Origin of the sequence: Draconibacterium sediminis (genome assembly GCF_000949475.1) — a bacterium.
GTDB lineage: Bacteria > Bacteroidota > Bacteroidia > Bacteroidales > Prolixibacteraceae > Draconibacterium > Draconibacterium sediminis.
The window spans coordinates 64982-87708 of record NZ_JRHC01000003.1; the positions used below are offsets into that span (position 1 = coordinate 64982).

The 22727-nt window shown below is 41.9% G+C and carries 9 protein-coding genes; 5 read left to right on the forward strand and 4 right to left on the reverse strand.

What is annotated here, in order from left to right; genetic code table 11:
- Window positions 1-111: 111 nt before the first annotated feature.
- The 4 genes from LH29_RS12785 to LH29_RS12800 all read right to left on the reverse strand — a co-directional run bounded on the left by LH29_RS12785 (window position 112) and on the right by LH29_RS12800 (window position 4214).
- Window positions 112-468: a hypothetical protein gene (locus LH29_RS12785; protein WP_045030434.1), complete on the reverse strand. Its 357-nt coding sequence runs from the start codon at window positions 466-468 to the stop codon at window positions 112-114.
- A 33-nt stretch (window positions 469-501) separates the two neighbouring features.
- Window positions 502-1419: a mechanosensitive ion channel family protein gene (locus tag LH29_RS12790; RefSeq protein WP_045030436.1), complete on the reverse strand. Its 918-nt coding sequence runs from the start codon at window positions 1417-1419 to the stop codon at window positions 502-504.
- A 72-nt stretch (window positions 1420-1491) separates the two neighbouring features.
- A complete protein-coding gene (locus tag LH29_RS12795) occupies window positions 1492-3708 on the reverse strand; it encodes an amino acid permease (RefSeq protein WP_045030438.1) in 2217 nt (738 codons plus the stop codon).
- 155 nt (window positions 3709-3863) lie between these two features.
- A complete protein-coding gene (locus tag LH29_RS12800; RefSeq protein ID WP_045030441.1) occupies window positions 3864-4214 on the reverse strand; it encodes a thermonuclease family protein in 351 nt (116 codons plus the stop codon).
- Window positions 4215-4347: 133 nt separating this feature from the next.
- Between LH29_RS12800 and LH29_RS12805 the strand changes: the two genes are divergently transcribed.
- The 5 genes from LH29_RS12805 to LH29_RS12825 all read left to right on the forward strand — a co-directional run bounded on the left by LH29_RS12805 (window position 4348) and on the right by LH29_RS12825 (window position 22707).
- On the forward strand, window positions 4348-5883 hold the full coding sequence (locus LH29_RS12805) for an SLC13 family permease (RefSeq protein ID WP_045030443.1): 1536 nt from the start codon (window positions 4348-4350) through the stop codon (window positions 5881-5883).
- 607 nt (window positions 5884-6490) lie between these two features.
- On the forward strand, window positions 6491-7078 hold the full coding sequence (locus tag LH29_RS12810) for an outer membrane beta-barrel protein (RefSeq protein ID WP_045030445.1): 588 nt from the start codon (window positions 6491-6493) through the stop codon (window positions 7076-7078).
- Window positions 7079-7155: 77 nt separating this feature from the next.
- On the forward strand, window positions 7156-7971 hold the full coding sequence (locus tag LH29_RS12815; RefSeq protein WP_045030447.1) for a hypothetical protein: 816 nt from the start codon (window positions 7156-7158) through the stop codon (window positions 7969-7971).
- A gap of 97 nt (window positions 7972-8068) precedes the next feature.
- A complete protein-coding gene (locus tag LH29_RS12820; protein ID WP_045030449.1) occupies window positions 8069-9850 on the forward strand; it encodes a tetratricopeptide repeat protein in 1782 nt (593 codons plus the stop codon).
- 302 nt (window positions 9851-10152) lie between these two features.
- On the forward strand, window positions 10153-22707 hold the full coding sequence (locus LH29_RS12825; protein ID WP_045030451.1) for a DUF7507 domain-containing protein: 12555 nt from the start codon (window positions 10153-10155) through the stop codon (window positions 22705-22707).
- The last annotated feature ends 20 nt before the right edge of the window (window positions 22708-22727 follow it).

Here is a 22727-nt window from a genome sequence, read left to right on the forward strand (position 1 = left end):
TGTTAAAATTATCGAATCATCTAGATTTTTCGATATGTATAACTTATCAACGTTCAAATTGTTTTGCCATATTGTAAATTTAACAGAATTTAAATGTAGAAGACCGGTGGTTTAATCTTCCAGAGGGATGTTATTTCGGTTGTTTACAACAAGATGAAAACCCAGCTGCTCTGCCTTGTCAACATCATTTTCGGCAACTCTGATTGCGATTAAGTTACCGGTTGGACAAGAGCAAGCCAAACAAACCGGACCTGAATAGTAATTGATTTTTTGAACTGAATAAACTGCAATGTTATTGTGCTCGAGATAGGCAGTTACAGCTTGTTTGAAATCGCCGGAGCCTTCGTAAAATTCGTCCCAGCCATTCATGCAGCTGGTTTCAACAATATCCATTTCAATGCCTTTTTCATCGTTGCAGGCAGCAATGGCAAACAATAAGACTGAAAGAATGAGAATAATACGTTTCATAACAGCAGTTTGGATTAAGATGGTTGCGTCGGGTTAAAGGTTGCGCTGTTGTGCGTTTGTTGCTTCGCCTGCTTTGTAAAACCGTGTGGTAGGATAAGCGAATTGAATATCCGGTTCTTTATTAAATGCTGTTAGAATGTTTTGCCAGATTGTATTTTCCGATCCCCGTCGTTGCCGCGGATTACATAAGTAGCGAATGGTTAAACGCACGCCAAAGTCCATCACTTTTGTATACACAATTGGAGTGAGGTGCTTGTAATAAATCATATAATTTTTGCTGGCCTCCTGAATCTCTTTTTGCGCTTTTATGTGAATGTCTTTTGAGTAATCGTGAATAATCTGATCCAAAATGTCTTTGGCTTTTTGCCAGTTGCTTTCAAATGTAATGTTCACTTTCATTTCGTTCCAGATGTACTCAAAACCGGTACTGAAATTGGCCTGTGGTTCAAGAAAAACCTTGCCGTTGGGCATATGAATAATTCGGCCGGTACTTTGGTCGGCGTCTACCCAATTCCCGATTTCAAGAATGGTAAACTGAAAAAGCCTGATATCGATAACATCGCCGGTGTGCGGGCCAACCTGCACGCGGTCGCCCACATGAAATGGTTTGCGTACAACGATAAAAAACCACCCGGCCAGGTTCGTGATAGGATCTTTTAAAGCAATAGCAATACCTGCAGTAAATAAGCCCAGGAACGTGCCGAATTCTTCAAAGGCATGAATCCAGACTGCACTGATCAATATTAATCCTGAAAAAGGAATAATAAAGGAGAGGGCACGTTTCCACGAGTAACGGATTTTTACGTTTTGTGTTTGCCGCCAAACAATACGCAGAATTAACAGGCGGATGATCGACAAGAAGATCAGGATAAGAATCGAGATAATTATTTTGTGCTGGGTGGCAGCACTCAGGCCCGTTTGGTCGGTAATAAATTCGTTTATCTCCCTCATTTATATCCGGATTAGCGTTTAGCGGAAGTTACGAAATATTTTGTTTTGTTCAGCAACACCAGCTAAAATGCATTATTCTATTGCCTTCTGTTCTTTCGAATGAACAAACAAAATAGTACCCAGATCGTCGTAGCCTGCAAAAGTGTTTTCTTTTTCGTGTTTTACCATTTCTTCGCGCAGCCCCACCAAAATCAAACCGGCATCTTTCGATGTTTTATTGATGATTGCCCGTGTAGAAATTTCGTCGGTGCGCTGAATGATCTTGATATTTTTTTCGGTAATCGGCATCCTTCCCGACAGCACCAGCTTTTTCATTTCCTGTTTTGATTGCTGCACTTCGTTTTCGTGACAAACCACAAAAATTTCGATGCTCGCCTTTTTTAAATCAGGATGCCCCAGAATAATAAAACTCAGCAAAATCATCAGGTTGGCATTCTCGGTGTCGAACGAATTGATCCACACATGTATACCATTCTGGATTTTCATTTTTTTAGGCGACGATGCCAACACACAAATATCAAAATCGCCACTGTTTACCAATGCAAAGTTCTCAATAATTCTTCCCAGATTATCGGGTTTATCTTTGTTGTATTCAAAAATAACCATGTTGTTTTCCATACCCGCAACACCCGGAATTTGGATAGCTTGTGCAATTGCAGATGTGTACGATGGCGAAATAATCGTATCGATATAAACGTAGTTTTCTTCGTCAGATTCTTCAAGCATAAGATTTAACATCTCGTCAGCTTTTTCAACGGTTTTTGAGGAATAATAACCTTCTATGAGGTATAAAAAAGTTCCAAATCCGTATTTGTACGAAATCCAGCTTAACAACTGAAATGCGCGGTTATTGTGGGTAGTTTTATCCGAAATACAAATAGCACTGGGGCGCCACTCGTTTTGTTTTACCATTTTTTTGCGTTTCTGCAGGTGCACCTGCAACTTCCTGTTCAGCTGAAAGAGCGAGTTGGCAAACAGCGAAGCAAAGTCTTTGCGGTGTTTGTGGTAATGGTTAATGTACAGGTAAATCAATGTCATGGCACCGGCTGACAGCAATGCATATGAGGTACTGATTTTAAACATCACCCAAATGGATACCAGGAAACCAACCAGCGACAGGTACCAGCGCGAGCGGAAAGTAGGGCGGTACGACGGCGAAGCTCCAAAATGATTCAGAAAGGAAATAAGACACAATGAACCGTATGTTACCATAAAAAACATAGAAATGATAGATGCCACAGCATTTACGTCGCCAAGCGCCACAAAAACAAATGCAATGGCCACGGTAACTATTGATGCATTTTGTGGTTCGTTGTCGGCTGCATTTGCTTTCGACAGCCAACGGTTGATTCGTTTCGATGGGAAAGCATGATCAAGAGCCAGCGCCTGCAAAGTACGCGGAGCCACCATTACCGAACCCAGTGCAGACGAAATGGTTGACGCCGCCAACCCCAGCGGTACGATTACCGAACCGGCTATGGCTATTTTTCCCATGATCAACTGGTGTTCCGTTAAATCTTCTATGGAGGCCGACATGGTTAGTTTATACACAATAAAAATGTAAAGTATCATGCCCGAAACTGTTGCCAGTACTGTTCCGAGCGGAATGGATTTCGATGGATTTTTTAAATCGCCCGACAGTCCGACACCGGCCGTCATTCCTGTAAACGCCGGGAAAATAATGGCAAAAACAACAAAGAAATTCTCAAAATTCCGAAACTGATCTTTCGAAAAAGGCAGATGGGCCGATTGCGAAAACTCTGTCGATCCGAGAAAGAACATAATGATGGAAACAAACAAAATGGCCACCACAAAATAAAGGGCTTTAACACCCAAATTGGCTCCTTTTTTTATAATCAGAAAAGCCAGACCGGCCATAACAGGTAAACTGATGGCCTGCCGCGGCAGAAGAAAATCATATTTATCAGCGAGCAGATTAAAAAAGAATTCGAATGCTTCTGTAAAGGCGATAACATAAAATGCCACACTAATGGCCTGCGAAAAGAAAAGCGCGATACCAATTGTGGCTCCAATATTCAGTCCAAACGAGCGCGATATAATAAAATACTCACCGCCACCCTCAACACGTTTGTTGGTGGCAATCTCGGAAATGGCAAGTGCCGTAGGAATGGTTACCAGGTGCCCAAGGAAAATAATCAGGATAACGCCCCAAAAGCCCAGCGTACCTACTGCATAACCAAAACGAAGAAATAAAATTGCTCCTAAAATGGTTGATATAGCTGTAAGAAATACCGGGGCTGTTCCAAACTTGTTGCTGTGTGTAGTCATATATGTATTTTACAAATCTGCCTTAAAACAAGCATAATAAAAAGCTTTTAATCCTCAACAGAATCATTATGCGAGTTCCATGATTTCCTTAAAAATAAACAATTATAAACGAACGAAAAGATAGAATGTTTTTTTGTTAATCAAGCAAACCCAAGTCAATATTCTACATATTCTGCAAAACCTTTTTCCACCAGCTCATCGTTAAGGGTTTGCTCGTTGTCGGCAAGGCGAATAGTCCCTATATAACGGCCAAATTTACCAACCTCTTTGTCGGTTTCAACAATCACCTGGTTGTTGTTGTTCGTTATCCGCTCAATAACAAATGCTTTGGCTTTCATGCCATTTTTATATTCTTCCGAATCCTTTTTTACATTGTAAGTTTCGGGGGTGTTTATGCCACGAAGACGAATACGCTGAAAAGTGGTGATTTTAAATCCGAGGTCGATAACCAGGTCGATGGTGTCGCCATCAACCACACGGTCAACTGTTGCTTTGTAGGTGTACATATTTATGTGTTTTGTTCCCCTCAAGATACGGATTTGGAAGCGAATAACGTAATTTATTCAACAGCTATTTATTGGCGGCCTTTTGTATAAGTCGTTGTGTTGTACTAAATTCGGAAAAACGAATAAAACGAAAATGCCTGAATTAAAACAATCGAAACCACAGGGAGTGCGGCAGTGGGCTTTAATTGTGGCTCCGCTAATAAGTTTGTTGGTTATTCTTTTTGCCGATCTCGATCCGCAAAACCGGAATGTTACCTATTGCTTTGCCATCGCCTTGTTGATGGCCATATGGTGGATAACTGAAGCCATTCCACTGGCAGTTACGGCCTTGCTACCGGTTGCACTATTCCCGTTGTTTGGCGTAGTTGATGGGAAGACGATTTCGGCCATGTATTTTAACCACCTGATTTTTCTTTTTATTGGCGGCTTTTTAATGGCTTTTGCTATGGAGCGGTGGAATTTACACCGGAGAATAGCTTTGCGGATTTTGCTGGTTGTCGGGATAAGTCCCGGGCGTATTTTGCTGGGGTTTATGTTGGCGACATCCTTCTTGTCGATGTGGATGTCGAACACAGCCACAGCTATGATGATGGTTCCTATTGCACTTTCAATAATTATAAAACTGGAAGAAAGTCTGGGTGAAAAGAAAATGGGGAAGTATGCGATCGGCCTGCTTCTGGGAATTGCGTATTCAGCATCGATTGGCGGTGTTGCTACGCTGGTGGGGACGCCCCCAAATTTGTCGTTCGCCCGAATTGTAAGCATCATTTTCCCCGAGATGACTGAAATATCGTTTGCCGACTGGTTTATTTTTGCGCTCCCTGTTACGGTTCTTTTATTTGTAATGGCATGGCTTATTTTGTATGCGATGTACAAACCCAAAAAGAGCTGGAAAAAGGTTCACATTGATCAGTTTCGCGAAGAGTACCAGGCGCTGGGTAAAGCAAAACCCGAAGAGAAGATCGTACTGATTTTATTTGTTATTCTGGCGTTTTTATGGATATTCCGGTCGGGATTTACCATTCAGTCGTTTGAGATTCCCGGTTGGTCGCAGCTATTCAAAAATCCGTCTTATATCAACGATGGTACGGTGGCCATTTTTATTGCGCTCTTGCTTTTTATCCTGCCATCGAAATCTGAAAAAGGCGAGCGGCTAATGAACTGGAAAACGGCGCGAAAAATTCCCTGGAACATTGTGCTTTTATTTGGTGGCGGATTTGCCCTGGCACAGGGATTTGTTGAGTCGGGACTTTCGGTTTGGTTTGGCGAGCAAATGGCCGGTCTTGCCAATGTTGAGCCCATTGTACTCACTTTTGCCAATGTTACCATGATGTCGTTCTTAACCGAACTAACGTCGAACACAGCAACTACCGAAATGATTCTGCCTATTCTTTCGGGGCTTTCAACCACTATCGAAGTTAATCCTTTGTTGTTAATGATTCCCGCCACCCTGGCGGCATCGCTGGCTTTTATGCTTCCTGTTGCTACACCACCCAACGCCATAATTTTTGGCACCAACCGCATTCAGGTAAAAGACATGGTTAAAACCGGAATATTGCTCAACCTGGCCGGAATTATTGTGGCCACACTGGTTATGTATTTCTGGGGTGTTTTAGTGTTTGATATTGATGTTTCGGTATTCCCTGATTGGGCAGCTGCGGTGGGGTAGAATAGTTTTGTTACACGGCTGAAGGAAGTTAACTACAAAAAAAATATCTGGCTTGTTGCGTGGTTGCGGCAAGCCTTCCATAACATTTTTTTGCCTACCGAGGCGCTACAACAGGGTAGCCACAATATTCTTTTGCATTTCGAAAATGCGCGAATCCGGTCTCAGTTTAATTTTACCCCTGCTGCAAAACTGCATAGGGGGTCTAAACAAAATTTTTTGCCTGTTGCAATGCTGCGAGGTGGGTCTCAACGAAATTAATCGTAGTTGCACGGCTGCTTGGTGGGTCTAAACAAATTTGCAGGCATGTCACACGGCTGCAGGAGGGGTCTAAGAAAAATTTTTTGCCATTTGCAGCGCTGCAACACGCCATCCACAAAGTTTGCTGGGTAATTACACGGCTGCAGGAAGCCTGTAATCAGTGAGTTACAAGAACAACAGAATATTACTCCCTTAAGAAATGGCGTTTTTCTGTTAAGTTTAGTAAAAACACCTCACAAATACCTATTGCCACTCTTGTTCACTTTTTGTCTACTTAATTATTTAAACTTAAAAGACTGTTTGATTGTAACTTATCACAATACTCATAACAAAAACTAAAAGTAAACAAATGAAAAAATTAACTCTTTTACTGGCACTTGCCATTCTTGGATTTACAAGTGCAAAAGCACAGGTTGAAATTAAAGGCCTTGTTGGGATGAATTTTGCCACTTTCCATGGTACCGACGCCGATATATCGGCCAAAGCTGGTTACCAGTTTGGTGGCGGTGTTTTAATTGGCGATAAATTTTATGTGGAGCCGGGCATTCAGTTCGTTCGCAACTCACGCAGCATTTTAGTTAGCGAAGGCAGCACCATTGGCGAAGTTGATTTTAGCCAAAACCTGGTTAAAATTCCGGTGTATGCAGGCTACCATGTATTGGGGCACGAAAGCGACATGTTTGCCTTACGTCTTTTTGCCGGCCCTTCAGTCTCTATTCCCGGATCGATAAAAGATGGTGACGAGTTTTTCGATAAAGACAATATAAACAGTGCCATTTGGGCTATCGACGGAGGTATTGGTTTAGATATTCTCTTCCTGTTTGTTGAGGCAAACTACGAATATTCGTTAAACGATTATTTCTCGGATGCTTTTAATGGCGACAATGGCAAACACGGCGCTTTTATTATAAACGCAGGAATACATATTGATTTTTAATACATACTCCAAATATTCTGACAGCCCCTGTGGAATAATTCGCAGGGGCTGTCCTTTAAATTCTAAAATTCAAAATAATGAAGAAACCTATAGCAATTTCATTCATCTTTTTTGTAGCCACTATTCTGCTTGTAAATGTTTCGGCACAGGCACAGGAAAGTTTCGACAAAGTGACTATGCTAAATGGCGAAGAACACATTGGGCAGGTTGTTGCCATGAACGACCAAAGTATTGAGTTTGTCCATAAAAATGAAAGCTTGAAATACTCGTATTCGAAAGCCGATATTAACAAAATTCAATTTGCAAGCGGACGAATAGAAATACTTAATAAAGCGCAGACCGCTTCAGCTTCCGGAGCTGATGTTTCTTTGCAGGATCATCATAACAAGGTGGCGGTTTTGCCTTTTACCTATATGAGTAGTGATGGAGCGCACGATGATCAAATGGAAAAAAAAGTACAGTCTGACTGTTACACCTTGATGACAAAGTTTGCCAGCGAGTTCATTCTGCAAGATCCTACTACCACAAACGCAACCTTGATAAAACACAGTATAAATTCGTCGAATATCGATGGTTTTACTCCGGCTGAGCTGTGTAATATTCTGGAAGTTGAGTATGTGGTAATGGGAACGGTTACTGTGCGTTATACCAGCACAACCAATTATTCGGGTTCAAGTAAGACCAGCGAGCAAAAGAATAACAAAAACAAGAGTTATACCTCAACCTCTTCCAGTTCAACCGATAATTTTCAAACCCAGGTGGATATGAAAATGTATTCCGACCAGGGACAGAATATTTATGCCAAATCGCACACTTCATTCTGGATGACAGAAGATGCTTACACTGTTACATTGCAGTGGTTGCTTAAACGATCGCCTTTATACAGGAAATAATAGTTAGATACAAATAACAAAAGATCCATGTTTTAACCGGCATGGATTTTTTTTACCTCAATTGTTTATCTTTATTGCTTCACCGAAGTTATACTCTATGAACCTTAAATCGATCTATTTTTTCATTATTACTTTTCTGATGGCTGCACATGTTGTTGCTCAGCCAAATGTTGATAGCCTAAAGACCAAATACACTGCGGAAGTAAGCATAGAAAATAAAGTTTTATTAGTAACAGAAATTGCAAAATCGTATCTCAATACCCAGCCCGATTCTGTCCGGTATTATGCAAATGAAGGCCTAAAACTGGCAGAAGCGAGTAAAAATTATAGTGCCCTATTCCGATTCTATAATATTTTGGGCCGAATTGAACTGATGCAACAAAATGAAGATGCTGCAATTGCCAGTTACGAGCAAGCCATGCAACTATTAAACCACCTCGAAAACAAAACTGAAGCATTTAGCGTGGTTATCAATCTTGGGTATTTGTATGATTTGCAAAACAAATACACAGAAGCATTTCAGCTTTATTCCAAAGGCCTGCAAATAGCTGAGGAACTAAACGACAGCACCTGGTTGTATTCCATTTACAATAATTTCGGATCTCACCTAAAAAGTTTGGGCGATTTGGAAGCCAGCAAAAAAATGTTCAACAAAACCATTGCAATTGCCAAAATGCTAAAAAAAGAGGAGTTGTTTTTTTCGCCGGCAAGTGCCTATAATAATCTTTCCTTAATATATGTTGAAGAGCAAAAGCCGGATAGTGCATTGTATTATCTTCGGAAGGCATGGAATTATCCGGGTGCACGCAATGATGCTTACGGCGAACAAATAATGTCGGTGAATTTTGTCGATATTTTTCTGGAAACCCAGCAACACGATAGTGTATCAAAATACTTAAACATTCAAAAAGCCGATCTCGAAATACTTGAGTCCTCTTTCCCGGGTTCAATGAATTTTCAATACGCCACTTACTACCGGCAACTGGGCGAAAATTACTACAACAACAAACAATACAAACAGGCTCTGCATGCTTTAGAAAAAGCACTTGACTACAGCGAAAAGCTGGATGAATACGGCATTAAAACCCAGGTGTTACAACTACTTGCCTCAAGTAACGAGAAAAGTGGAAACATGCAAAAGGCAGCATTTTATTACAAGAGTTATGCCGAGAGCAGTAATATACTTAACGAACGTAATTCGGGGGAAGAGATAATAAAATTAAGGGCAAAGCACGAATTGGACAAAGAATTGACCGAGACAAAAAATGAGCTTGCCGTTATAAAATTCAGAAAAGATAAAAAGGATATGATCTATATTATCATTCTGTTGTTGTCGGTTTCAACAGCACTTGTGATTTTACTACTGTTCCTGCAACAGCGCAATCGACACAAGCAGCTGCAAACCGAGGAAGCTTTGCACCGTATGGAAAAAGAAAAGGTATCAGAAGAACTGGATCACAAGAAAAAAGAAATGGCCACCAACGGCATGTACCTCGCCCAGAAAAACAATCTAATTCTACTTGTCTCAAAAAAATTAACAGAAATCCAGAATGACCTGCCACAAAAGGATGCAGGGAAAATTAAAGAAATAATTGAAGAACTAGGAAGCAAAGCCCACGATAACTCCTGGGAAGAATTTGAAAAACGCTTTAAGGAAGTACATACCGATTTTTACGAGCGCCTGAGCAAAGCCTATCCAAAATTAACGGCGGGCGATTTGCGTTTATGCGGATTCCTGCGGCTAAATATGTCGAATAAAGAAATAGCCGCCATTACCTACCAGAATGTAGAAAGCTTAAAAACGGCCCGTTATCGTTTACGAAAAAAACTGGGGCTTTCGCGGGAAGTTAACCTCATCCACTTTTTAACGAAATTTTGAAGGCCTTCCTTACCCAAAGCTGATCAGCAAGATTGGCATTGTACACTTTTTGTTACCCCTGCATGTTAACATTTCTGCAGCTTACTGAAGTTAGCTAGAAATGTAATATGTTAAATTTGCAATTTAGTTAAGATTTAATACAACTTTCCAAAACCACTTTTAATCATATTTGTTTCATTTTTTGTATTTTAAACAAGCATAATTAACAAACGTAACTAAAGATCGTATTGATCGAATGTAATTTTCCCATTCGACACCATTAGAAGAATTACTCAATTTGAAACACAAAAACACAAAATAGTATGCAAAACTATACCTGCAAAACCAACACTTTGAAAGTATTTCGAATTTTCAGACTTTTTATTTTACTATTGTTTTTTATTGGGCTTAACCAAACTTTGAATGCCCAAAACCGGATTATTGTAAATCCTTCCTTTGAAACCGGATCTGGGATTCCACACAACGGCGTTGCTTATCTTGAATCGCAGGTTGGCGATAATCCACAGATTGATGGCTGGTACTCAACACATCCAACTTATAACGGAGCAGAAGGAGCAATTGAACACTGGCAAAGCGGATTTAACAGTGTACCAGCACAGGAAGGTGGGTATTTTGTAGAGTTAAACGTTTCTCACTCATCAAGGCTTTATCAAATAGTTTTCCTGGTAAATGGCGAAACCATCGATTGGGAATACTACCACAGGCAACGCGTTGCAACTGCTACTGAAACTGTTCAGTATTCGATATACAGCGAGGATGGAAGCTCGAAATTATACACCATCGACACCCACACAGCAAGTAGCACAAGCGCGTGGGATCACCGTACCGGGAGTTATACGTTTACCGGTTCAACCGGTGTCTACCAAATTGGCTTTGAATCAACCACTGGTGGCGGCTCAGGGAATTTTCTGGATAACGTAAACATTGGACTGAAAGGATTAAGCGAATTCAGACAGAGTTCATTTACAATAAACGAATCGGAAGCTGCAGGATTCGACCCGCATATAGTGGTGAATGGTGAGGTACAAAGTGCTTCCACCATAACCTTTACGGTTATTTCAGTAGATGCTGATGAAGGTATCGATTATACTTTCCCGACAAAAACACTCAACGTCCCTATTGGAGATTATGCGATTGCTGATTCCCTTTCATTAGGTTTTTCGCTGATAAACGATACGAAAGGAAGAGGCGACCGTACCATTCAGATCAACCTGAGTTCAGCAAGTGGCGATCTGGACGTTAGAGATGCCAATGGCGATGGTTTAAAGCAAACATTGACCATACATGTTATTGACGACGATCCATCACCCGGCGATGTTCCAAAAGCCGAACTCTGGCTCGATGCTTCCGATCCCGATGGCGATGGCAATCCAGGAAACAACCCGGCTGATAATACGGATGTTACCACATGGACAGATAAATCAGGAAACGGGAACGACGTTACTACTGCCGGTATTGCAGGAAGTGGTATCAACCCACCATCGTATTTGAATAATCAGTTTAACGGTCAGGCTGCGCTGCGTTTCGATAAAGGCAACAATGAAGCGCTGGGAAAAATCCTGGCCTCGGATTATATTGGCGATTTTACGCTCTTTATCGTTTTGCAGGGGCAAACCGCAAGTCCAGCTGATTATGATGCCTTTTTCTCTTCCTGGAATAATCCTTCACAGACGAATAGTTTTCAGATTGATTACCTTGCAAGTTCCCAAAATTTCCAGGTACGAACCAATCACGGTAACTTAGCATTCGGACCTTTCAACCAGGAACTGGATCTGTTTACCGTCAGGCAATCGGGAACAACATTAAAAACATTGTCTGATGGCGTGGAACAAAACCAGCAGGATATTGGAACAGCATTGGGCTTCAACGCTTACAGGATAGGTGCAAACAGGAATAGTAATCAATTCTATGATTCAAAAATTGCGGAAGTAATCGTTTACGCGCGTGCACTTACTGATTGTGAACTGGAACAGGTAAACGATTATCTTGGGGCAAAATACGGCCGCGATTATTACGATATTGCTGCAAATTTCGATCATGCAACTACGTTTCCTAACGATGCTACCGGAGTAGGAGCTTTCGGTTCGGCATGTTCGGGAATCAAGCAAATCAATACCGCAACTTCCAGTATTTTAACTATTGATAATCCCAGCTCGAACGATACACAGGGCGAATTCCTGACGCTGGCACACGATGCAGGAACGCTGACAGCAACAGGAGCAAATTTACCGGCTACTCTTTCAGGAAGAACCCGATTGGCAAAATCGTGGAAAGCCGACCGCGATGGCGATGTCGGAACGGTAGATATGGAGTTCGACTTAAGTGGAATAGCCGGAATTGGAACACAGGCATCAGATTTTAAATTAGTTATTGATACCGATGGCGATGGAAATTTCCAGACCGGAACCGTTCAGACCATAGATGCAACAGCTTTTGCAAGCAATAAGGTTGAATTTAATGCAGTAACCCTTCCTGATAATGCTGTTTTTACAATTGTGGTGGGAGCGACCTTTGGACCGGGTGTAAACGGTCCTAATCTTTGGCTAAAAGCAGATAACGGTGCGACAAACAGTGGCGCCAATCTTACCGGTTGGACAGACCAGACCGGAACAAATACGTTTACCGTTACTGGTACTCCTGGTTTTCAGGCGGATGCCATCAATTTTAACCCAGCTGTTACATTCAATAACACCGATCCGGTGACGTCTTTGCCTTCTGATCGGCTTTCGGGTAATACAGATATTACTTATGTCGATGGTTTTGCCGTATACAAGCATACCAGTAACAACTCAAACTTTTTAGGAAGTACAGCTCCCGGATTGGCTTATGGCGCAGCAATCTTTGCGAGTTTTGGTGCAAACAGCAGTTATGTAAGCAATGGGACAGGAACTTTTTATTCCGATTTCACATCCCCGGGCCTAACCAATAGTTACAATGTGGTGAATATGGATGTGTCTCCAACCACAAATCCGTTCGCTTCAGGCAGAGTTAATGGGATTGCCCAAACTTTAAGTTCACCAGGTTCCGATTATGCCAACATCGTGTTTACCCCAATGATAGGTGGTACCAACAACGCTGGAAGCGCAGGTAGTTCAGGTTGGCCTCATGCCGTTGGAGAAGTGGCAGAAATCGTGCTTTACCCCTCCGGCCTCTCTGCAACGGAAAAGCTGAAAGTAGAATCTTATCTTGCCATTAAGTATGGTATTCATTTGGCTGGAAATTACGTTAACAGCGGAGGCACACCGATCTGGGATGCTACCGTTAATGCCACATATCACAATGATGTTTTCGGTATTGGTAAAGATGACGGCAGTGGCCTGAACCAAGGTTCATCGAACAGTATTAATACCGGAAACGGAAACGGAACAGGGCAGTCAGGAAAATGTAATATCCAGATTGCGGGCGCAGCCTCTTTAGACGATGGTGATTTTTTAATCATCGGAAACGATGGCGGCGCATTAAGCGAACAGACTACCGGACTTCCAACGAGTTTAAGCGGATATCTAAGATTGGGCCGGCAGTGGAAAGTAAAACGCACCGGCGATCTTACCAATAATTTTATTTTCGACCTTAACGGCTTATCACTTAGCGGAAGCGCTTCATCCGATTTTAAACTTATTGTTGATGTAGATGGCGACGGTGATTTTACCACCGGAACCGTGACTGAATACAATGGGACATACGTTAATAGCACTTTAATTTTCCTGGCACTGGATCTGCCTGACGGTTCTGTATTTACCCTTGTCACCGGCCTGGGCAATCCTGACTGGACATTTACTAAAGAAACTACATCGACCAGTTATTCCCAGGTTAATGAAGCACTTATTTACAAATTGACTTTATCCAACACCGGGAATGTTGATATTTCAAATATTCAGCTTGACGATCCCGGATCGCTTAATCCGATAATATTTCCAAATGCAAACGAAGACGCCAACAGTGATGGTTTATTAAATCCCGGAGAAATCTGGACAGCTGTTTATCCTCATCCGGTAACACAGGCCGACCTGGATGCCGGAAGTTACACAAACATTGCAACGGCTTCAGGTTCTTCGGCAGCCGGTCCGCCACCAACATTGTCGGATACGGTTACGGTAGATGCGATCCAAACACCACAAATCTTACTGGATATTTCTGCCGACACACTGGTTTATGGTGCGGTTGGAGAACCGATCGCTTTCAAGCTAAAAGCCAGTAACACCGGTAATGTAACTTTGGATAGTGTTTCATTGGATTTAGTTCTTAATCCAACAAGCTGGGGGCCTGGAATCATGGCTCCTTCTACCTTGGATAGCACAGAGTTTAGTTACAGCATAAAACAGGAAGACCTGGACCGTGGTTACATTGTTTATGGGACAACCATCAGTGGTATTAGCCCAAGCGGAATTCGGGTATCGTATTACGACGAGATTTTCTTAACTGCTGATCAACGTCCTTCATTCGATATCGTAAAAACGGCTTTGGCTCCTGAATTCAGATCGGTTGGAGATTTGCAGTTTGAAATTGTTTCAACCAACACAGGTAACGTAACACTCGGGCAGGTGGCATTGATCGACTCACTTGTTAACCTGACAAAACCGCTGCCAGACATGGCTCCCGGCGATATCCACAAGGAAACCATATCGTATTCGATTACCCAGGCAGACATGGACGCACGGGAAGTTACCAATGTTGCGACCATATACGGAAGATTGGGCACTAACGGTCTGGAAGTGACCGCCACTGATTCGGAAACAGTTGGAGGTGTTCCTCTTCCGGCAATTGAACTTACAAAAACCGCCGATGCAACAAGTTACAAGCAGGTTGGGCATACCATCACATACAGTTTCACCGCAAAAAATACCGGTAACGTTACGCTTTCTGATGTCACTCTCAACGATCCGCTTACTGGTACAATTGACCACAATTTTGGAACAATTGCTCCGGGTGACTCGGTAAAATTCTCCGCAGATTATAACATTGTTCAGGCAGATATTGATGCCGGATCGTTGACTAATATTGCAACGGTTAGTGGCACAGATCCTGTTTCAACAGTTGTGTCGGCAAATGCCAACTTAACAATTAATGCCGATCAAACTCCTGAAATTGTTCTTGAAAAAGCAGCAATTGAGCAAAATTATGATGCTCCGGGAGATGTAATAAATTATTTACTGGAAGTAAAGAATCCGGGTAACGTAACAATGACGAATGTTCACGTTTTGGATCCGCTTACAGGTATTGATACGGTGTTGAGTACACCAATACTTCCCGGTGGCTATGCATTCTTGAGTGGAAGCTACACCGTTAACCAATCAGACATTGATGCCGGTTATATAACCAACGTGGCAACTGTAACCGCTACTGATCCAAACGTTACAACATGGTCGGATAACGCTACGGTTACAGTTAATGCAGATCAACACCCATCAATCGATCTGAGCAAAACAGCTGACACATTAAGCTATTCGACAGCAAACGATTTAATTACTTATAGTATTGAAGTTGAGAATACCGGTAATGTTACGATCACCGATGCTGTTGTCAACGACCCGCTCACCGGATTCACAATAACAATAGTATCACTTGCTCCAGGTGCAACTGAGAATTTTACAACCACACACACCATTACACAAACCGATATTGATACGGCGTATGTATTGAATACAGCATCAGTAATTGGTGATGCCAACGGAACAGCCGTTCAAGCGGGCGATCAGGTGAAAGTATTTGCAATTCAGGCACCGAATATTGAATTGACCAAATCGGTTGATTCAACCGTATTCTTTTTTGCCGGCGATGTGGCTGAGTATAAATTTGAAGTAAATAACACCGGAAACGTAACACTCACAAATATCCAGTTGGATGATCCGCGAATTCCATATGCGCAAAATATAGCTCAATTATTGCCAGGCGAAGTGTGGAATGATTCAGCACAGTACACACTGACGCAAACTGATGTGGATAACCAGGTTGTAAAGAATACTGCCACAGTTTCGACAGATACACCTGACGGAACTACAATAAATGATAGCGACGATGCCTATCTTACCATTGATGGCGTTGGCGCATTGGAAGTAGTAAAAGTTACGGAGACTAAACAATACAGCGCACCGGGCGATTCCGTTAAGTTCGCCCTGGGTATTTTCAATATTGGTAACGTAACACTCGAAAATGTGGTGCTTACCGATTCGTTGACCGCCGAGACATGGAACATTGGAGTGATGGATCCATTCTCATATATTGTTTATGAAGTAGGATATGAGGCAACCCAGGCTGATATTGATTATGGAACCATTCGAAATGTGGCTTCCGCTACAGGAAATACCACTTTGGGAGATCCGGTTACAGCTATGGATGAAGCCATTTCGAAAGCTGTTACAAATAGTGCCATCGAAATCACTAAAAAGGCAAAAACCAAATCATTCAGTTCTGTTGGCGACATTATCAATTATACGGTTACGGTAAGCAATGCCGGAAATGTTACCATGACTAATGTTCTGGTGACGGATACATTAACCGGACTGACGCAACCGATAGGAACGATGGCTCCGGGCGACATTCAGACGATAAACACCTCTTACACCATCACCCAGACTGATATCGACCGTGGCATACTTTATAATACTGCCACTGTAGATGCCACAAATCCGAAGGGTACAAATATTGAAAATCAGGACACAGAAAAAGTCAGTGCCTTACAATCGCCTTCGGTAAGTATCTCTAAAACGGCCAGCGAAAGCACATACAATTCGGTTACTGATGTTATAACTTACACCATATCCGTAAAAAATACCGGAAACGTTACCTTAAACGATGTAGAAGTTGTTGATGCTTTGATTGCTCTGGATCAAACCCTGGCAATGCTGGCACCGGGAGACTCAAGCGTATTCACGGGTGATTATGCCATAACTCAATCTGATATTGATGCCGGGGAAGTTATCAATGCTGCCTTAGCAACGGGAGTTTCTCCTAAGAAAGTTAACGTTTACGACATTGCAGAATTAACTGTTGTTGCAGAACAAAATCCATCACTAAACATAGCCAAAACTGCCGACAAGAGCAGTTTCTCGGTTGTTGGTGAGATCATCTCATATAATTTACGTGTTCAAAATAGTGGAAATGTAACTTTAACTGCCGTTCAGGTTGAAGATCCGCTAACCGGAACAGCTTTGAATTTAGGTGATTTGGCTCCTCTTGATGTTCGGGATATTCCGGTTTCCTATACCGTAAATCAGTCGGATTTGGATAATGGATACATCGAGAATGAAGCAACTGTCTATGGTTCCGATCCTGGATTGAATAAAGTGGAAACAAAAGATCAGCTGACCATTAACGCCATCCAAAAACCGTTAATGAAGCTGACCAAATCTGCCGTTCAGAGTAATTACACTACCATTGGCAACAAAATTGACTATAAATTGGCTTTTGAAAATACAGGTAATGTTACCCTTTTGAATGTTCAGGTGAGCGATCCGCTAACCGGAGTAAATCAAACTTTTGCCAGTGTTGCTCCGGCAGAAATAAAAACAATTGATGCGTCTTATTTTATTACTCAGGCTGACCTTGACTCAGGCTTAGTAACAAATGTGGCCAACGCCACAGCCTCGGCTCCTGATATGAGTAAATTGCAATCAACAGATACAGCTACAGTAGTTGCCTTGCAAGCTCCATCAATCAAAATAGATAAGACTGCCTCTCCACAACTGGTTGAAAATGTTGGTGACATTATTGAATATACTTTTGTAATTAGCAATTCCGGGAACGTTACTTTAAGAGACGTGAATTTAAGTGATCCGAAAATTCTGGTTGATCTTGACTTCCCTGTGATTACACCGGGAGGAGTCTGGACCACTTCTCTGGATTACGACGTTACTCAGGAAGACTTAGATGGATTACTAATTGCGAATACGGCTTATGTTTCTGCAGAAGGCCCCAATTCAACGATTACGGATAAAGATCACGCGCTGGCTGCGGTAAAAGACAAAGGAGCAATAGAGGTAGTAAAAACTACAAGCGATACAATTTATTCAGCACCGGGAGACCGTTTGCGGTATACGGTTGAAGTAACCAATATCGGAAATATCACCCTTGCAGATGTGCTTGTTAGTGATTCATTAACCAACGAGACCTGGACAATTGACACGCTAGCACCAGGTGCATCTCAGCAATTTTTGTCGATTTACAATGTGGTTCAGGATGATATCGACAGAGGCACTGTGGTGAACCAGGGAAAAGCAACGGCAAATGAAGCAACTCCATTGGGAAGAACTGTGGAATCGGTCGACGAAGTAACTTCGACAGCAGCAAGAAATGCCGCCTTTGAGTTGAATAAATCTGCCGTAGCTAATACTTACTCACAAGTAGGTGAAGTGATCAGTTACAACCTGGAAGTTAAAAATACAGGGAATGTTACATTGGAAAATATTACCATAACAGATCCTCTGACCGGAACAAACCAGGCAATAGCAACCTTAGCACCAGGCACGAGCCAGACTGTTTCTGCCAACTATACCATCACTCAGGCTGACCTTGACAGAGATTCAGTGTTTAATGCAGCAACGATAGTTGGCAATGAAGTTTATAGTCTATCCGGAATTTTAACAGACAATGATTCTTACACCGTTTATGCGGTTCAAACACCGGGAATCGAAGTTGTAAAAACAGCTGATAAATCAACTTACAATACCGATGGCGAAGTGATCGACTATACGCTTGAAGTCAGCAATACAGGTAATGTAACACTCCACGATGTAGTGCTGACAGATACACTAACCGGGACAGTTCAAAACATCGGAATTATGGCTCCGGGAGATGTTCAAACTTATCACGGTCTGTATACGATCAAGCAATCGGACATGGATGCCGGCTCATTATATAACAAGGCGAGTGTAACTGCACTATCTCCTCAGAATATAAGCGTAAATGATATGGATTCGCTGATACTCTCAGCAAACCAGTTCGCAGCAACCACCCTGATTAAAACTTCTGATGTCTCAAGTTTTAATGCAGTTGGTGATGTTATTACATACACATTAGAAGTGTCCAATGCGGGAAATGTAACTTTAAATGATGTAACTGTCGTTGATCCGCTTACCGGAACCAGCATAAATATTGGAAGCCTTCTCCCACGCCAGGCAAAAACAGAGACAGCAACTTATGCTGCTACTCAATCTGATTTAGATGCAGGGTTGATTCAAAATATTGCGACCGTAACAGGTGAGGATCCTAACGGGAAAACAGTACAGATAAGTAATGGTAACATTGTTATTGCATTGCAGGCACCTGCTCTTGATTTCGAAAAAACAGCCAGTCCGACACTTATTGTTGAGGCAGGAAATGAGATCACTTATACATTCTCGGTGATAAATACCGGTAATACAACACTAAGCGATTTACAACTTAATGATTCGAAGATTCCATTTGGTAAACAACGAACCAGCTTGGCTCCCGGCGATACCTGGACTGAAACAGTTGTTTACACCGCTTCCCAGCAGGATATCGACGGAATTATAATCCGAAATATCGCTGAGGTTTCGGCTAAAACACCGGTTGGACTTACAATAAGAGAAGAAGATCAGGCATTGGTTGCTATTTTTGGTAAAGGTGGCATTGAAGTAATAAAAACCACCAGCGATCCATTGTATAGTTTGCCGGGTGACTTGCTTAATTATGAGATTCAGGTTAGCAACATTGGCAACCTGACAATTTCGAACGTTGAACTTACTGACTCGCTAACAGGCGACAGCTGGGATTTGGGAACAATGTCACCAGGTGAATCAACAACTATGGCCAGTACATACTCTGTAACTCAAACCGATATTGACAGAGGGCAGGTAATTAATTCTGCGGCAGTTTCCGGAACCATACCGTCCGGAAGAACAATAGAAAGTCGCGATGAAACACTATCAACCGCCATGAGTGCAGCAGGATTGAGTGTTTCAAAAACTGCCAGCACCTCAACCTATTCATCGGTAGGAGAAATAATCACCTACACTATTCATGTAAAAAATGCCGGTAATGTAACATTGAACAATTTAGTGGTTACTGATCCGCTGGCTGCAACAACGCAAACATTTGCGACAATTGCTCCGGGAGTTACTGAAACAATTTCAGCAAATTATTCCATAACACAAGCTGATCTGGATAACGGGTCGGTTATGAATGAAGTTGAGGTGATTGCTGAAAATCCTGTTGGAACACCTATAACCAATTCAGCAAGCTGTGTTATTCTCGCCGACCAGCAACCTGCAATCGACGTTACAAAAACAGCAGATCATATAGAATATTCTATGATTGGCGATGTGCTTAACTTTACAATAGGTGTACAAAATACAGGTAATGTTAGATTAACCAACGTACGAGTAAATGATCCGTTGACAGGTTTTGTGCATACAATTGACACATTGGCTGCAGGCGAATCTACTCAATACTCCACTTCTTATTCCATAGTTCAAAAAGATCTGGATGCCGGTATTTTGGTCAACACTGCTATAGCTCTGGGAACTTCTCCTCGAAAATTTGGCATTAGCGACGTGGCAAGTATTACACTCTCGGCAGTAAATCGGCCGGCGATTGAAATCGAAAAAGTGGCCAATCGTGCTAATTATGATACAGCGGGTGATCTTATTAATTACACGCTGACAGTTACCAACACAGGGAATATTTCGCTGAACACTATTCAAATCAGTGATCCGCTTACCGGAACAAATAAATTACTACCGGTTCTCGCCCCTGGAGCACAAAATGTTACGAATACCGCTTATTTTATTAAGCAGTCGGATATTGATTATGGCTCATTAACTAATATCGCCGAAGTATCGGCAACAGATCCATTAAATAATCTTCTACACGACAAGGATACTGTAACTTTAAATGCACAGGCAAAACCATTTATCGATGTTACCAAAACTGCTGACAAGACCGATTTTAATGCAGTTGGTGATGTGATCACTTATAATATCTCTATCAGAAATACGGGTAACGAAACACTAAATAACATTCAGCTGAATGATCCGCTAACAGGCCTGAGTGAAATTATTGATACTTTAAGGGTGGCTCAAACATTACAATTCAGCACCAGTTATAAGATTGTTCAGAATGATCTCGATAATGGAGAATTGCTTAATGTTGCATCGGCTATTGGTTCTGATCCAGGCAATAAAACGATTACAGATTCTGACTCGCTGGTAATAGCGGCTATTCAAAATCCACAATTATTCCTGGAAAAAACTGCAGTGGTTAATTGCGATATTATCGACTACCAATTAATTGCCACAAACACAGGTAATGTTACGCTTACCAATTTTAGTCTGGATAATCCTCTAATCGGATTAACTCAGGCAATGAATGATTTGGCACCGAATGCCAGTGATACAGTAAACGTTCAATACCTTGTTACAACTGCTGATTTTGATGCAGGAGTAGTTACTAATACTGCAACGGTAAGCAGTTTATCTCCACAAGGAAATATAGTAACTACAAATGCGACTAGTACTACTCCGGTTCATTTAGACCGGACTACCGAAAAGGTTACCAGCTGCGATTATTACGATTGGCTCGGACAACGAATATATCTGAGTGGTAATTACGTTGATACGTTGACCAATGCAATAGGCTGTGATTCAATTGCAACACTTGAGCTGACAATCAACAAAAGCACTAACTCTTTACTGGAAATTACAGCTTGTGGCAGTTATACCTGGACGGATGGAAATACCTATACGCAGTCTGGCACGTATAAACAGATGCTGACTAATACTCAAGGTTGTGACTCAATTGCTACATTAGAGCTCACCATCAATACTGAAACAAGCTCAACGACTTATATAACCGCCTGTGATAGCTACCTATGGACTGATGGCAATAGCTACACGCAATCGGGGCAGTACATACAAATACTGACCAATGCATCTGGTTGTGATTCCATCACAACTCTAGATTTGACCATTTTGAATAGTTCAAGCTCCCTGACTACTGTCACGGCCAGTGACAACTATACCTGGACCGACGGAAATACCTATACCCAGTCAGGCACTTATACACATGTTCTGACGAATGCTGAAGGTTGTGATTCAATTGCCACACTGGAGCTGACCATTCTTAGTTCGGATGCTAGTATCCACAGCTTGACGATTAATGGCGAAGAATTTTTAAATCCGGATCAGGAATTCTACTACCTTATAGATTGCGACAATCATGAGTCGTCAATATCAATAAACTACAGCACCCACCCGAATGCCAGTTCCAGCGAACCTAATCCGTTGGTAATTGAAATACCGGTTAGTGGTATTTATCATCAAAGCGTAACCATCACCTCTGAAGATAAAATCCATCAGTTAACTTATCACATTATAATTGAAAAGCGTTTTGGCTTTGATGAGATAATAGAGCAAAAGTATAACAATGTTTTGCTGGTAAACAACAATCCCGCAACTAACGGTGGCTATCGTTTCGTGGCCTTTGAATGGTACAAAAACGACCAGCTAATTGGAACCGAACAATATTATTCGGCAGGGCAAAACGCTTCAGACGTTTTGGATCCAAACGCTTCCTATTCGGTCGAGTTGGCTACCGAAGACGGGGACGTGATTCACGTCTGCGATTTCAAAATTATACTGGATCCAACCTTTAGCTTAACCGCAAGCCCCAATCCGGTAAAAGCAGGAAGTACAATAAAAGTTGCAACCAATTATTACAACAGTATGTTGAGCAACCGCACCGTTCAGATCATAGATATGAATGGAACGCCGGTGATAAGGGAAATGTCAGCAAGCAATATCACGATGATTACGCTTCCAGGAGATTTGGCTCCGGGTACTTATGTGGTAAAGACGACTGCTTCGAACGTTGTTCTAACCACCAAAATCATTATTCATTAATTGATTGATAGTTTAAAATA

What these genes read in the sequence shown, in the direction of transcription:
- LH29_RS12785 (WP_045030434.1), bottom strand. Translation starts at nt 468, where the DNA reads ATGAAACGTATTATTCTCATTCTTTCAGTCTTATTGTTTGCCATTGCT.
- LH29_RS12790 (WP_045030436.1), bottom strand. Translation starts at nt 1,419, where the DNA reads ATGAGGGAGATAAACGAATTTATTACCGACCAAACGGGCCTGAGTGCT.
- LH29_RS12795 (WP_045030438.1), bottom strand. Translation starts at nt 3,708, where the DNA reads ATGACTACACACAGCAACAAGTTTGGAACAGCCCCGGTATTTCTTACA.
- LH29_RS12800 (WP_045030441.1), bottom strand. Translation starts at nt 4,214, where the DNA reads ATGTACACCTACAAAGCAACAGTTGACCGTGTGGTTGATGGCGACACC.
- LH29_RS12805 (WP_045030443.1), top strand. Translation starts at nt 4,348, where the DNA reads ATGCCTGAATTAAAACAATCGAAACCACAGGGAGTGCGGCAGTGGGCT.
- LH29_RS12810 (WP_045030445.1), top strand. Translation starts at nt 6,491, where the DNA reads ATGAAAAAATTAACTCTTTTACTGGCACTTGCCATTCTTGGATTTACA.
- LH29_RS12815 (WP_045030447.1), top strand. Translation starts at nt 7,156, where the DNA reads ATGAAGAAACCTATAGCAATTTCATTCATCTTTTTTGTAGCCACTATT.
- LH29_RS12820 (WP_045030449.1), top strand. Translation starts at nt 8,069, where the DNA reads ATGAACCTTAAATCGATCTATTTTTTCATTATTACTTTTCTGATGGCT.
- LH29_RS12825 (WP_045030451.1), top strand. Translation starts at nt 10,153, where the DNA reads ATGCAAAACTATACCTGCAAAACCAACACTTTGAAAGTATTTCGAATT.